This is a genomic window from Dactylosporangium sp. NPDC051484, from assembly GCF_040689395.1.
Classification (GTDB): Bacteria; Actinomycetota; Actinomycetes; order Mycobacteriales; family Micromonosporaceae; genus Dactylosporangium.
This window is the reverse complement of the sequence record NZ_JBFAZX010000012.1, coordinates 131,833-145,775: the sequence shown is the minus strand read 5'-3', so window position 1 is coordinate 145,775 and position 13,943 is coordinate 131,833. Positions and strand designations below refer to the sequence as shown.

Sequence of the window (13,943 nt, the reverse complement as noted above, 5' to 3'; positions counted from 1 at the left end):
CCTCCAGCGCGAGACCGTGGCCGGCAGAATCTGACCCGGCCCGGGTGAGCGCGGCCGGGCGGACCGCCACCAAATCAAGCCTGTGATTTCTGGCATGCCTGGATCGCGGGACACTCCCCCGCAGGCGCGCTACTGTTCATGGAGTCGGTGTGCTGTGTGTCCCCGGGCCTCACCACACTGCCTTCACGGAATACCGTTCGGCTGGAGCCGTGTCGCGCCTATCGCCGCGAGGCGACCTGGCACACCGACCCAAAACTTCCCGCACCGGCTATTGCAGCACCGCGTAGACGACGAGGTTGTCGCGGTATGAGTGACTGCTCTCGTCGAACGTCCCGCCGCACGTGATCAGCCGCAGTTCCGGCACGGGCGTCGGGCCGTAGACCTTCGCGCTCGGAAACCGGGCCTTCGCGTAGTGCTCGCTCGCCGTGACCCGGAACGTGAGCCAGCCCCCTTCCCCTGGCTGCACGAGGCCGCGCCGCACGTCCACCGTGTCGCCGGGCTTGAGCTCGTGCAGCCGGTAGAACACGGCCGGGCCGGTCTTGGAGTCGACGTGGCCGGCGAGCACCGCCGGGCCTGGTTCGCCGGGCACGGTGCCGCCGGCGAACCAGCCCGCCTCGCCGTACACCTCGGGCGCGGAAAGCACCCCCGAGCCGTCCATCCGCAGGGTCTCCAGCGCTGTGTCCACGGCCAGGGACGGTATGCGCAGCCGGGTCGGCGGCGCGCCCGGCTCGGCATCGGGCGCCGCCAGGTCGATGCGGTGCGGCACGATCCACGTCGAGCCGCCGGCGTCGATGCCGACCCGGCGCCCGATGAGGGTGGCAGCGCCTATGTACACGGGCGCGGCCAGGGCCAGCACGCACCCGATGAGCGCGGGCGTGCGCCGGCGGGCGGCGGTCAGGTTCAGGCGCCGGCGCGGCGCCCGATGCCTGAGCACCCTCCCCGACTCGCCCACGGCTCGAACGTCCTGCGGGCTATACCGCCGCCGCGCGAACCCGGGATCGGCGCCAGGACAGGCCGCCGGCCACCGCGAGCAGCACCAGCGCCGCGCCGCCGCCGATCGGCAGCAGCGGGCTCATCCCGTGCTCGCCGGCCGTGCCGCCGGCACCGGTGTCCACGCCGCCCTCGGGCACGCCGCCGCTGGAGGCGTCGGTGCGCAACTGCGCGGTAAGCCCGCCGCTGCCGTCGAGGATGATCAGCGAGTACACCGCGCCCGCCTTGAGCTGGGCGGCCAACGTCGTCGCCGTGCCGGTCACGCCGGGCTGCGTCAGCCGCAGCGTCCATCGGCCGGGCTCGACGGTCTGGTACGACGTGGTGGTCGCGAACTGCACCCCATCGGCGATCCGCGCGCCGCCGGCCACGGCGACGTCCAGGATCGGCTGCTTGACCGAGGCCTGGACGACCCGCACCTTCGCCGTGCCGGCCTCGGGCAGGCCCAGGTCGTCGACGATGACGCGCAGGCCCAGATCCGCGAACCTGCCGGTGCCGGCGACCGTGTAGGCCCTGCCTTCCTCGACCGTCGCCTGGGTGCTCAGCACCGGCGCGGCGGAGGACGGGTCGCCCTTCCTGCGCATCGCCACCGCATACGTCCCCGGCGGCAACGGCAGGTACTTCGAGACGGTGCCATACCCGACGGCGTCGAACTTCTGCTGCGCGATGGCGCCGGAGACCGAGCTGAGATAAACGTCGACCGCGGGCGTGTCGGGCGAGAGGTGGGCGAGGCGGACGTAGCCGACCCCGGCCGCAGCGGCCGGGGAGGCGTCCAGCACCGTCAGTCCCACGCCGGCCAGCGCCGCCGCGACCAACGCCGCGAGTCGCCGTCGCTGGGGAGCAGCGAACACGTTTGGACCCCCTGCTGTGGAGTACAGCGATGCTTGAAGCGGGTCGTGCGCGCCCGGGGGAACGAACATGAGTAATCCGCACGGGCACCATAGGCACTGATCGCGGTGAGTCTGGCACGTCGTTGAGCAACGCGCTACCCATTCGTGGATGTTGATCAATGCCCGGCGGCTACATCCCGGTGCCGAAGTCCTGGGTCCAGATCGGGCTCTTGCCCTGGTAGGCCAGGCCCACGCCGAGGTCCTTGAGCTTGCAGTTGAGGATGTTGGCGCGGTGCCCGGCGCTGTTCATCCACGCGTTCATGACGTCCTCGGGCGTGCTCTGCCCCTTGGCGATGTTCTCGGCCGCGTTCGACCAGCGGTACCCCTCGTTCGTGATCCGGGTCGCGAACGAGACCCCCTCCGGGGTGTCGTGCGAGAAGTAGTCGCGTGCCGCCATGTCGGCCGAGTGCTTGTACGCCGCGGCCCGCAGCTTCGCGTTGTAGGCGAGCGGCTGACAGCCGGCCTTCGCCCGCTCGGCGTTCACGATCGTGAGGACCTTCGCCTCGTACGCCGAGTTGCCACCCTGGGTGGCGGCCGTGGTCTTGGGCTTCGCGGGCGGCGTGGTCTGCTTCGCCGGTGGCGTGGTCTGCGTGGCCTGCTTCGTCGGCGTCGGCGTCGGGTCCGGCGAGGCGGTCGTGCTCTCGGTGGGGTCGCTGGACCTGACGGCCGACGGGTCGCCGCTCGCGCCGCCGAACAGGCCCCCGGGCTCGGCCGAGGCGGCGCCGGCCACGTCTGACCGCGGCGCCTGGCTGGATGTGCGCGACATCACCAGGGAGCCGGCGAAGGCTACGACGCCGACCACGATCAGGGCGATGGTGCCGATCACGGCGGCCACGAGCATGCGCGAGCCGCGCCGCTGCCGCGGCATGTGCTCCTCGGCGCCGCCGTCGAAGGCGCCGGCCGCGTGCACGGCGTATGGGTCATAACGGTCCGGGTCGCCTTCACCGAACGCTGACACCAAGGCCTCCATGATCACGCAGCGACGCAGCCGCAACAGACACTAGAAGGCCACGGACACGAAAGACGATCGTGGAAGGCGATTTAACGGCGGTCTAAGCCAAATTTATGCCACGGCCGGGGCCGTCAGCAGCGCGCTCACGACCCGGCGGAGCACGGCCGTGGCGGTGGGCACGTCCAGGTGCAGGTCGTCGCGCCACATCGACCAGCCGGCGAACGTCGCGCTGGCCATGAGCGCGTCGAGCACCTCGCCGCGGGCCGGGCCGGCGGCGGCCAGTTCCGGGGCGAAGAGCGTCTCGATCTCGTCGCGGGCGGTCTGGAGATACCAGGCCCGGCTCTTGCGCAACTGCGCGGAGAACGGCTCGCGGATGCGGGCGGCGCGGGCGGCCGGGGCGATGAGCTCCAGCAGGCGGGCGCGCTGGGCGCAGTACCGCTCGATGCGCTCCGGCAGGGGCAGCTGCGGCGGGATCGGGCTGAATTCCGCGCGCTGCCGCTGCATCAGCCGCTCGCCGGCCGCCGCGAACAGGCCCTCCATGTCCTTGAAGTTGGTCCACAGCGCGCGCAGGGACACCCCGGCGCGCTCGGCGATCCGCTCGGCGGTTGGGCGCATGTCGCCCTCCTCCAGCAGCGCGAGGTGTGCGTCCGTGATGGCCTGCCGGGTCCGCTCCGCCCGCATGGTCCGTCCGTCCACCCGCTGCCGAACCCCAGCATCATTCATGACCTGACAGCCTACGTGCCGGACCGCCGGTGAAACCTCTACGGTGAGGTACGTGGCATTGCGCACCGTGCATGACATCGACATCGAGCTGCCGGTCTTCGACCCGGGCGAGCTGGAGCCGGTCAGCGCGCCCTGGGGCGGCAATCTCAACGAGGCCCACGTGCAGACCGGCCGCGCCATCCGCACGAACCTCATCGACGCCCGCCTGCGCCGGTCCCACCTGGAAAATCTCGACCTCAACGGGGTTGTGTGGGAGGACGTGGCGATCAGCGGGTGCCGGTTCGAGAAGGTCGACTTCACCGCCGCGCGGCTGACCGGGCTCACCCTCGAACGGGTGCATTTCGTCGGCTGCAAGCTGACGTGGGCCAATCTCGCCGAGACGCGCCTGTCGGACGTGCTGTTCGAGGGCTGCCGGCTCGACGGCGCCTCCCTCGACGACGTCAGCACCGCCGGCCCGACCGGCTTCGTGGGCTGCGTGCTGGTCAACACCAACCTGCGCGACTGCGTGCTGCCCCATGCGGCGATGCAGGGCTGCCGCCTGCGGCAGATGTCGTTCGAGAGCTGCGACCTGCGCGGCGCCGACCTGCGCGGTAACCAGCTGTCCGAGGTCAGCGGGATGAGCAGCCTGCGCGGCGTGACGATCGAGCCGGCCCAGCTGCCCGGGCTCACCGACGCCGTGATGCGGGACCTCGGCGTGATCGTGCGCGGCCCGAAGGGTTGACCCGCCAGCGCGGGCGACCGTGCGGGAGGGTGCGCGCCGGCGGGTCGTCGACGCAGGCGGCGACCGGCTGCGCGGCCGTGCCCAGCAGGTCGCGCGGGTCGGCGTCCAGGGCACCCTCGACCGAGGCGAACGTGGCGATCCCGCTCATCCCGGCGGCGATGTGCAGCCACGAGCGGATCGCCGGCGAGGGGGCGGCCAGGCGCAGCTCGCCGCCGCGGTCGCGGGCCATGCCGGCGGCGGTGACCAGCAGCGCCGCGCCGGTCGTGTCACACACCGTCACCTGCGACACGTCGAGCACCAGCCGGGGCTTGTCGGCGACGAGGAGCCCGGCGAGCACCGGCTCGATCGTCTCCGCCGTCCCGTCCACCAGCAGCCCTTCCAGGGCCAGCACGACCGCACTCATCATTGCTGACCGTACCCACCGCGACCGCCGCGTGTCAGCGGCCGGGTGGCCGACCCCCGCGGGGCCGTTCAGCCTGTGATGGGCCGACGGACGCCGATGATCACGCCCGTGCCGTGCTCGAGTTCCACGCAGACCAGCCCGGGGTCGTCGAACAGGGTCCTGCGGACCAGGTCCTGCCGGACCTTGAAGGCGTCGGGCTCGCGCCGGGCGGCAGGGCGGCCGCGAGCGTGGCGAGGAGCCGTCCGACGGGCGGCTCGCAGGACAGTCCGAACCCGTTGGCCTCGGCCCGGACGTAGGCGGAATCGACAAGGTTCACGGCGGCGACCCTACCGAAGATCGTCGCGCTCCGCGTGCAAAGCTGAGCCCCGTGAAGTCACTGCCCCTGCGGGTCCTCGCCCCCGCTGCCGTCGCCCTGCTGGCCCTCGGCGCCTGCGCAAGCCCCGAGCCCGCGCCGGCGACGCCCGGCAAGGACGCGCCGGAGCAGAGCGCCAGCAGCTCGTTCGAGGTGAAGGACGACGTGAGCGTCGTCGCGGTGGACAGCGAGGGCGGCGCGATCACGATCAAGGTCGGCGCCGGGCCCACGATCAAGGTGACGGAGATCCAGCGGTACAAGACCGACAAGCCGGGGCGCAAGCAGACCATCGACGGCGGCGAGCTCATCCTCGCCTCGACCGGCTGCCCGAAGAACGACTGTTCGATCTCGTACGAGATCGAGATGCCCTCGACGCTCAGCGTGCGGCTGGACAGCTCCGGCGGGCGGATCGCCATGACCGGCCTCACCGGCCTCATCGACGTGCAGTCCGACGGCGGCGCGCTGTCCGGAGAGGGCCTGGCCCCGCCGGAGTTCACCGCGCGCACCGGCGGCGGCCCGATCGACCTGAAGATCACCCAGGCGCCGGACCGCATCGAGATCGACAGCGGCGGCGGCAATGTCAACCTGCGGCTGACCTCGGACGGGTACGCGCTGGACGCCCAGCTCGACGGCGGCAAGCAGAGCGGCACGGTCAAGACCGACGCCGGCTCGGTGCACAAGCTGAAGGTGGCCACCGGGGGCGGCAACCTGTCCTTCGTCTAGTCGGTGAGGGCGCTGTAGATCAGTTGGCGCAGCTGGGAGCGCAGCGGGTATGTGCTGGACGGCACGAGCTGCGTGTAGAAGCCGACGGTGAGCCGTTCGACGGGGTCCACCCAGAAGGCCGTGCTCGCCGCGCCGCCCCAGTAGAACGTGCCCGGGGAGCTGTACACCCGGGCCGGCACCGGGTCGCGGACCACGGCGAAGCCCAGGCCGAAGCCGACCCCCTCGAACGAGGTCTCGGCGAAGCCGCCGGTCTGCAGCGTGTCCAGGTCGGCGCCGCCGGGCAGGTGGTTGCGGGTCATGAAGCCGAGCGTGCGCGGACCGAGCAGGCCCGCGCCCCGGTTGAGCAGCATGTTCATGAACCGCTGGTAGTCGGCGGCGGTCGAGATCAGGCCGCCGCCGCCCGACGGGGCCGCCGGCTCCTCGTACGCCGACCTGCCCATCGGGTCGAAACGCACCCGGCGGCCGTGCGGGGCCGGGACGTACAGCGCGGCCATCCGCGGCTCGCCCGGCCGCACCGACCAGGTGGTATCGCCCATGCCCAGCGGCTCGAGGATCCGCGTGCGCAAGAACTCGGGCAGCGACACCCCGGAGATCACCTCGATGAGCCGGCCGAGCACGTCGGTGCTCACCCCGTAGCCCCAGGCGGTGCCGGGCTGGAACAGCAGCGGCAGGGCGGCGTAGTCGCGGCACGTCTCGGCCAGGTCGGCGCCGGGCTTGCTGGACGTGTCGTAGCCGGCCTTGCGATACAGGGCGTCGACGACGGATGTGTTCAGGAAGCCGTAGGTCAGGCCGGAGGTGTGGGTGAGCAGGTGCCACACCCGGATCGGCTCGGTCGCCGGGACCGTGAACGGCTGGCTCACCGAACCCTTCTGGTACACGCGCATGTCACGGAACTCGGGCAGCCACCCGGCGATCGGGTCGGTGAGCTCGAAGCGCCCCTCCTCCCACAGCATCATCGCCGCGACCGAGGTGATCGGCTTGGTCATCGAGTACAGCCGCCAGAGGGTGTCCGGCTCGACCGGCAGCCCGGCCTCGGTGTCGCGGTGGCCGTAGACGCTGCTGTGCACCACCTGGCCGTCGCGCGCGACGGTGAGCTGCCAGCCGGCCAGGCGGCCGTCGTCGACATACCGCGCGAAGTGGGCGTCCAGGCGGGCCAGCCGCCGCGCGTCGAATCCGGCCTGCGCTGGCGCCACTTCGGGTTGGATGCTCACCCCGGGGACTGTAGGTCCTCCCGCGCGGCCTAGGAAAGGGCGAGCTGGTCGGCGGCCGCGACGACCCGGTCCACGAATCCGTACGCGAGCGCCTCGGGCGCCGTGAACCAGCGGTCCCGGTCGGAGTCCTCCCCGATCTGCTCGGCGGTCTGCCCGGTGTGCTCGGCGATGAGCCGCTGGATCGTCTTCTTCGTGAACAGCATCTGCTCCGCCTGGATGGCGATGTCCGCGGCCGTGCCGCCGATGCCGCCCGACGGCTGGTGCATCATCACCCGCGAGTGGGGCAGGGCGTAGCGCTTGCCGGGCGTGCCGGCGCTGAGCAGGAACTGCCCCATCGAGGCGGCCATGCCCATGACGACCGTCGACACGTCGTTGCGGATGAACCGCATCGTGTCGTAGATCGCCAGCCCGGCGTGCACGGCCCCGCCGGGTGAGTTGATCCAGAAGCTGATGTCCTTGTCGGGGTCCTCGGCGGCGAGCAGGATGAGCTGCCCGCAGATGCGGTTGGCGCTCTCGTCGTTGACCTCGGTGCCGAGGACGATGATGCGCTTGTTGAGCAGCCGGTCGAACACGGAGCTGTCGAACGGGATGTCAAGGTCGGCCATGCCTCGACGGTAGGGCCTGCCGCCCCCGCTCGGGACCCCCGTTCGCCGTGAGCGTGTTCGCTCTCAGCTTGGCCGTAGCACCTGACGCAGGGCGTCCAGTACCGCCGGGTCCTCGATCGTCGACGGAACCGGCTCCTCGCGCCCGTCGGCGATGCCGCGCATGGTGCGGCGCAGGATCTTGCCGGAGCGGGTCTTCGGCAGCGCGGCGACGACCTGGACGCTGCGCAGGCTCGCCACCGCCCCGATGCGCTCGCGCACGAGCTGAACCAGCTCGGCCGCCACCGTGCCGGGCGCGGCTTCCTGATGCTCGAGGCCGGCCTTGAGCACCACGAAGCCGCGCGGCACCTGGCCCTTGAGCTCGTCCTCGACGCCGATGACCACGCACTCGGCGACCGCGTGGTGGCTGGCCAGCACCTCCTCCATCGCCCCCGTGGAAAGCCGATGACCCGCGACGTTGATGACGTCGTCGGTGCGGCCCATGACGAAGAGGTACCCGTCCTCGTCGAACCGGCCGCCGTCGCCGGTCAGGTAACTGCCGGGGAAGGCGCTGAGGTACGACCCGACGAACCGCTCGTCGTCGCCCCACAGCGTCGGCAGGCAGCCCGGCGGCAGCGGCAGCCGGATGACGATCGACCCCTCGGTGCCGGCCGGTGCGTCCGACCCGTCCGGCAGGACCACGCGCACGTCGAAGCCGGGCACGGGTACCGACGGCGAACCCGGCTTGATCGGCATCGCCTCCAGGCCGCGCGGGCTCGCCGCGATCGGCCACCCGGTCTCGGTCTGCCACCAGTTGTCGACGACCGGCACGCCGAGGCGCTGCGCGGCCCACTCGTACGTCTGCGGGTCGAGGCGCTCACCGGCCATGAACAGCGCGCGCAGCGACTTCGTGCGGGCGCGGTCGATGCGCGCGCCGTCCGGGTCCTCCTTGCGGATCGCCCGGATCGCGGTCGGCGCGGCGAACAGCACGTTGACGCCGTGGTCCCGCACCACCCGCCAGAACGCGCCGGCGTCCGGGGTGCCGACCGGCTTGCCCTCGTAGAGCACGGTCGTCGCACCGGCCAGCAGCGGCGCGTACACGATGTAGGAGTGCCCGACGACCCAGCCGACGTCGGACGCGGCCCAGAACACGTCGCCGGCGCCGCAGTCGAAGATGTTCGCCATCGACCAGGTCAGCGCCACGGCGTGGCCGCCGTTGTCGCGCACGATCCCCTTCGGGCGCCCGGTGGTGCCGGAGGTGTACAGGACGTACAGCGGGTCGGTCGCCGCCACCGGCACGCACTGGGCCGCCATGGCGCCCGCCACCGCGTCCGCCCAGGTCACGTCGCGGTCGCGCAGCTCGCCCGGCGCCTGTTCGCGCTGCAGGATCACGCAGCGCCCGGGCCGGTGTTCCGCCTCGTCGAGCGCGGCGTCCAGCAGCGGCTTGTACCGCACGATCCGGCTCGCCTCGATCCCGCACGAGGTGGCCACGACGACCTTCGGGCGCGCGTCGTCGATGCGCGCGGCGAGCTCCTTCGGCCCGAAGCCCCCGAACACCACCGAGTGCACCGCGCCGAGCCGCGCGCACGCGAGCATCGCGACGACGGCCTCGGGAACCATCGCCATGTAGATGACGACCCGGTCGCCCCGGCCCACGCCCAGCCGGCGCAGGGCACCCGCGAAGACGGCGACCTCGTCGCGCAGTTCCCGGAAGGTGTACCGCCGGACGGTCCCCGTCACCGGGCTGTCGTACACCAGCGCGGTCGTCTCCCCGCGCCCGGCGTGCACGTGCCGGTCGAGGGCGTTGTGGCAGGTGTTGAGCTCGGCGTCGGGGAACCACCGGAAGAACGGCGGACGGTCGGCGTCCAGGATCCGCATCGGCATCCGCGTCCAGTCCACGCCCGCGGCGGCGGCGCGCCAGAACCACTCGGAGTCCGTGAGGCTGCGATGGTACGTGTCGCGGTACGCGCCCATCTTCCGATCCTGCTCCGCCCCGCCCGCGTTTGGGTAGGGTCCATGGGCCCTCGCCTTCGTGCGAGCCGTTCGCGAGCCTGTTCCACGGGGCCTGTTCTGCCGGGCCGCTTCTGCTGGGCCTCTTAGCCGGGGCCTGTTTCTGCGGGCCTCACGTCGCGGGGCGGCTCGGTGAACGGACCGACACCGCGGCCGCTGCCGCGGTGTCGGCGCCGGCGTCAGACCGGGGCGTTCGCGCTGGCCAGACCGGCCGGGGCGTGGGCGATGGCGCGCTGGATCGCCGCCACGAGCGCCAGCGCCGCCTCCTCCGTCAGCTCAACCGCGACCCGCGCCGACGGGCCCTCGGCCGGGTTCGCGAAGTCGATGTTCACGGTGTGGCCGAACGGCGCGCGCTGCGGGTGATCGACATACACCGCGGCCCGCGTCAGGTCGAACCAGCCCTCCGCGCCCTTGCCGGCGCCCTCGATGTCGACGGTCTCCGTCTCGTACGTGCACATGTCAGGCCTCCAGGTGCTGACCGAAGAACGCGAAGACGCGCTGCCAGCCGTCGACGGCGGCCTGCGGACGGTACGAAGGGCGGTCGACCGAGAAGAACGCGTGGCCGGCGCCCTCGTAGCTGTGGTGCTCGAAGCTCTTGCCGTGCTGGGCCATCAGCTCGGCGAGGCGGGCGACCTCCTCCGGTGCGGGATACTTGTCGTCGTCGCCGAACAGGCCCAGGACCGGGCAGCGCACGTCCTGCAGGCGGTCCTTGATCGGCTGCGCCTTCAGCCCCACGCCGGCCGGCGGCGCCTCGAGCGCGAACGCGCCGTAGCAGTCGACGGCGGCATCCAGGTCGACCGCCGTGGAGACCAGCAGTGCCTGGCGTCCGCCCGAGCAGTATCCGATCGCGCCGACCTTGCCGTTGGCGTTGTCCAGCGCGCGCAGCGCCGCGGCCGCGGTCGCCACGTCGCGGATGATCTGCTCGTCGGGGATGCCGCCCTGGCCGCGCACGAAGGCCGACGCGTCGTCGGGCGCGGCGTTCGGCGCCTCGCGCCAGAACAGGTTGGGGCAGATCGCCGAATACCCCTTCGCGGCGAACTTGCGCACGATCTCCTTGGTGGCCTCGTCGTATCCGGGCAGGTGGTGGATCACCACGACGCCGGGAACCGCCCCGGCGTCGAGCGGCCGGGCCTGGTATGCCTGGATCTGCTCCTCACCGATGAACACGGTCTCGGCACGGATCGCGTCTGACATCGTCTTCTCTCTCCGTCGTTCTCGCCCGCCTGCGCGGCAGTTTTACTTAGCCAAGCGAACAATATCCCCAGCCGGGCCAACCGGTTCACGCGACGCCCGTCACACCCGGCCACCGTGATTCGCACGATTTGTCTCGCACGCTCCGCAGCGCGAGCCGAGGCGCGCCTTGTCTCACGGTGCGCCTTCCGCCACCGGCCGGCGCCCCTTTACGCGCAATTCGCCCAGCCGCCACTCAGCGCGAGCGCCGGGCGGCCCGCACCGCGACCACCCCGGCGGGGCGGCCGGGCGGGTCGAGGTGCTGCGCGCCGGGCCCGCGGGAGGCGGGCGCCGGCGCGAAGGCGTCAGTGACGGCCGGGCTCCGAGCGGCGCAGGGCCAGCCGAGCCAGGCCGATGAGCAGGACGATCTGGACGAGCAGGATGAACACCGAGCGCCACCAGGCGCCCGTCGTGTGCTCCCACAGCGAGTCCTTGAACGGGATCATGGACTGCAGGTCCACCGTCGACGCGCCGCCGGCCAGGCCCCAGCGGGTCGGGAAGAGCCAGGAGATCTGCTCCAGGACCTTCTGGCCGTCGAGCTCGAACAGGCCGCCGGAGAGCACGAGCTGGGCCATCACCACGACGACGAGCACCGGAGTGGTCTGCTCGGTGGTCTTCACCAGGGCGCCGACCAGCAGGCCGAACGCCATCGACGCCAGCGCGACCAGGGCGACCGGGATGGTGATCTCGACGAGCCAGTGCTTGGGGAGGATCAGCGGGGCCAGCGGCGGCTTCTTGCCCAGCAGCGCCAGCCAGGTGAACAGCGCCGTCTGCACGATGATGATCAGGGAGAAGACGAAGACCTTGGAGGCGAGATACGCCCCGGCGGACAGGCCGACGGCGCGCTCACGCTTGTAGATCGTCGACTCGTTGACGATCTCGCGGATGGCGGCGGCCGTGCCCAGGAACGCGGCGCCGACGGCGAGCACGACGAGCAGCCGCTGGGCCTCCAGGCTGAACCGCGTCAGGCCCGGCGCCAGCCCGTTGTCTCCCGGCACGGTGCGGGTGAGCAGCGCGAGGGCGAGCGGCAGCCCGACCATGAAGACGCTGAAACCGCGGTCGGCGGCGGTCACCCAGAGCATGCGCAGGCAGAGCGTGAGGAACTGCCGGACCGGCGCCGCGGGGTGCAGCGCCCGGCTGCGCAGCGACGCCCCGCCGAGCTTGACCCGGGCCCGGCCGATCGCCGGGGCAGGGCGCCCGCCCACGTCCGCACCGCCCGCATCCCGGCCGCCCGATGCGGAGCCGCCCGGCGTCCCGCCGCCGGCACCGACAGCGGGAAGGTCCACGGTCGCCGGGGCGGGGCGGGACGGCAGCTGCTGCTCAGCCGTCGGCGACTCGGCCCGCGCGTCGAGCCGGGGGCGGGGCGGCAGCTGCTGCTCGGCCGTCGGCGACTCGGCCCGCGCGTCGAGCCGGGGGCGGGGCGGCAGCTGCTGCTCAGCCGTCGGTGACCCGGCCCGCGCGGCCGGCCGCGCGGGCATCGCCTGCCCGGCCGTCGACTCGCCGGCGACGGCGGACGCGACCCCCGCGGACGGCGCGGCGGTGCGCTGGGCCGGGACGGAGGCGCTCACCCGCTCGACCGCCTCCGGCTTCGGCGGCGGCGCCTCCGCGATCTGGTCCGTGACGTAGCGCTCGTAGAGATCGGAGGCGCGATATCTGCGCACCCAGTGCCCGGCGTTGCTGGTGACCTCGCGGAACACCTCCGCATAGTCCTCGGCGCCGAAGAAGTCCAGCAGCTCACCGGGCGGCCCGAAATATCCCATTCGCCCGCCGACCGTGAGCACCAGGACGCGGTCGGCCAGGTCGAGGTGCATGACGTTGTGCGTGACGACGGCGACCGTGCGGCCCCGGTCGGCCAGCTGGCGCAGCTCCTGCATGACCTCCTTGTCCAGGGCCGGGTCGAGGCCGGAGGTGGGCTCGTCGAGGAAGAGCAGGGAGGGCTCGGTGAGCAGTTCCAGGGCGACGGAGACGCGCTTGCGCTGGCCGCCGGAGAGGCTGTCGATGCGCTGTTTCGCCCGCTCGGTGAGGTTGAGGGTCTTGAGCACCTCGGTGACCCGGGCTCGGCGCTCCTTGCGCGGCACGTCGTCGGCGAAGCGCAGGGCGGCGGCGAAGCGCAGCGCGCGGCGCACGGTGAGCTGGCGGTGCAGCACGTCGTCCTGCGGGACCATGCCGATGCGGTAGCGCAGCTCCGCGTAGTCGGCGTAGAGGTCGCGGCCGTCGTAGCGCACCGCGCCCTGGGTGGCGGGGCGCAGCCCGGCGACCGCCTTGACCAGGGTGGACTTGCCGCAGCCGGAGGGGCCGATGACGGCGAGCACGCTGCCCTCGGCCAGGGCGAAGCTGACGTCGTCGAGCAGGACCGCGTCCTTGATCCGCACCGTGAGGTCGTCGGCGATGAGCGAGGACGGGCCCGCGTCCTCGAACTCGTGCAGCCGGGCCCCGTCGAAGATGAACTCGTGCCGGCCGATCGAGATCAGGTCGCCGGCGCTGACGTCCTGGCGGGTGATCTGCCGGCCGTTGTGGAACGTGCCGTTGCGGCTGCCCAGGTCGACGACCTCGAAGCCGGTCGGGGTGCGGCGCAGTTCGGCGTGGTCGCGCGAGCTGCGCAGGTCACTCAGGACGATGTCGTTGTCGGCGCCGCGGCCGATGCGGATGCGGCCGGTGCCGAACTCGTGCCGCGTCGCCTCGCGCAGCTGCGGCGGCGAGGGCTGGACCGCCAGCTGCTCGGTGGTCGTGACCACCTTGAACCGCACCGGCGGCCCGTCGGCCGAGCCGAGGTGGACCTCGCCGCCGTCGGTGGCGGCGACATACGCGGCCTTCTCCCCCGCCACGAAGGTGCCGTTGCGGCTCTCGAGATCGTGCAGGAACCAGCCGTCGTCGTTCCAGATCACCTCGGCGTGCCGGCGGGAGATCAGGTCGCCCTCGACCACGAGGTCGTTGGCAGTGTCGCGGCCGATGGTCACGGTGTCGTCCGGCCGGACGACAGCCGTCTTGTCCCCGCTGCTCACCTCGAGGACGGTGAGCTCTCGGGTCACCGTCCGCTGATCGATGCTCGCCACGGCGCACATCATGCCGTGGGGGTACGACAAGAAACAGCGGGGGTGGGTGTATCAGGAACCCGCTGCCGCTCCTCATGTGTGTCGAGACCGACGACGAAACGGTGAGG

At 72.3% G+C, this 13,943-nt stretch carries 13 protein-coding genes; 2 read left to right on the top strand and 11 right to left on the bottom strand.

Annotated elements, in window-relative coordinates:
- Positions 1-268: 268 nt before the first annotated feature.
- The 4 genes from AB0367_RS21420 to AB0367_RS21405 all read right to left on the bottom strand — a co-directional run bounded on the left by AB0367_RS21420 (position 269) and on the right by AB0367_RS21405 (position 3,552).
- On the bottom strand, positions 269-952 hold the full coding sequence (locus tag AB0367_RS21420; RefSeq protein ID WP_366228112.1) for a class F sortase: 684 nt from the start codon (positions 950-952) through the stop codon (positions 269-271).
- A gap of 19 nt (positions 953-971) precedes the next feature.
- Complete coding sequence (locus AB0367_RS21415) at positions 972-1,838, bottom strand: DUF4397 domain-containing protein (RefSeq protein WP_366228111.1); 867 nt, start codon at positions 1,836-1,838, stop codon at positions 972-974.
- Positions 1,839-2,007: 169 nt separating this feature from the next.
- A complete protein-coding gene (locus tag AB0367_RS21410; protein WP_366228110.1) occupies positions 2,008-2,835 on the bottom strand; it encodes a CAP domain-containing protein in 828 nt (275 codons plus the stop codon).
- Between the two features lie 105 nt (positions 2,836-2,940).
- The gene (locus tag AB0367_RS21405) at positions 2,941-3,552 is read right to left on the bottom strand and encodes a TetR family transcriptional regulator (RefSeq protein WP_366228109.1); all 612 of its coding nucleotides are present in this window, start codon (positions 3,550-3,552) and stop codon (positions 2,941-2,943) included.
- Between the two features lie 52 nt (positions 3,553-3,604).
- Here AB0367_RS21405 and AB0367_RS21400 point away from each other — a divergent pair, with 52 nt between their 5' ends.
- Positions 3,605-4,273: a pentapeptide repeat-containing protein gene (locus AB0367_RS21400; RefSeq protein ID WP_366228108.1), complete on the top strand. Its 669-nt coding sequence runs from the start codon at positions 3,605-3,607 to the stop codon at positions 4,271-4,273.
- On the opposite strand, the gene AB0367_RS21395 is transcribed toward AB0367_RS21400, so the two are convergent.
- Positions 4,218-4,676: an STAS domain-containing protein gene (locus AB0367_RS21395; protein WP_366228107.1), complete on the bottom strand. Its 459-nt coding sequence runs from the start codon at positions 4,674-4,676 to the stop codon at positions 4,218-4,220. The genes AB0367_RS21400 and AB0367_RS21395 overlap by 56 nt on opposite strands.
- Before the next feature lie 367 nt (positions 4,677-5,043).
- Between AB0367_RS21395 and AB0367_RS21390 the strand changes: the two genes are divergently transcribed.
- Entirely contained in the window at positions 5,044-5,751 is a 708-nt protein-coding gene (locus tag AB0367_RS21390; protein WP_366228106.1) for a hypothetical protein, read from the top strand.
- Here AB0367_RS21390 and AB0367_RS21385 read toward each other — a convergent pair.
- The 6 genes from AB0367_RS21385 to AB0367_RS21360 all read right to left on the bottom strand — a co-directional run bounded on the left by AB0367_RS21385 (position 5,748) and on the right by AB0367_RS21360 (position 13,836).
- The gene (locus tag AB0367_RS21385) at positions 5,748-6,962 is read right to left on the bottom strand and encodes a serine hydrolase domain-containing protein (RefSeq protein ID WP_366228105.1); all 1,215 of its coding nucleotides are present in this window, start codon (positions 6,960-6,962) and stop codon (positions 5,748-5,750) included. The two genes, AB0367_RS21390 and AB0367_RS21385, sit on opposite strands and share 4 nt — an antisense overlap.
- A 29-nt stretch (positions 6,963-6,991) precedes the next feature.
- On the bottom strand, positions 6,992-7,567 hold the full coding sequence (locus AB0367_RS21380) for an ATP-dependent Clp protease proteolytic subunit (RefSeq protein ID WP_366228104.1): 576 nt from the start codon (positions 7,565-7,567) through the stop codon (positions 6,992-6,994).
- A gap of 63 nt (positions 7,568-7,630) precedes the next feature.
- Positions 7,631-9,517, bottom strand: a complete 1,887-nt coding sequence (locus AB0367_RS21375) for an AMP-binding protein (RefSeq protein WP_366228103.1) — start codon at positions 9,515-9,517, stop codon at positions 7,631-7,633.
- Between the two features lie 215 nt (positions 9,518-9,732).
- The gene (locus tag AB0367_RS21370; protein WP_366228102.1) at positions 9,733-10,011 is read right to left on the bottom strand and encodes a DUF6295 family protein; all 279 of its coding nucleotides are present in this window, start codon (positions 10,009-10,011) and stop codon (positions 9,733-9,735) included.
- Position 10,012: 1 nt separating this feature from the next.
- The gene (locus AB0367_RS21365; RefSeq protein WP_366228101.1) at positions 10,013-10,747 is read right to left on the bottom strand and encodes a dienelactone hydrolase family protein; all 735 of its coding nucleotides are present in this window, start codon (positions 10,745-10,747) and stop codon (positions 10,013-10,015) included.
- A gap of 341 nt (positions 10,748-11,088) precedes the next feature.
- The gene (locus AB0367_RS21360; protein WP_366228100.1) at positions 11,089-13,836 is read right to left on the bottom strand and encodes an ATP-binding cassette domain-containing protein; all 2,748 of its coding nucleotides are present in this window, start codon (positions 13,834-13,836) and stop codon (positions 11,089-11,091) included.
- Positions 13,837-13,943 lie beyond the last annotated feature (107 nt).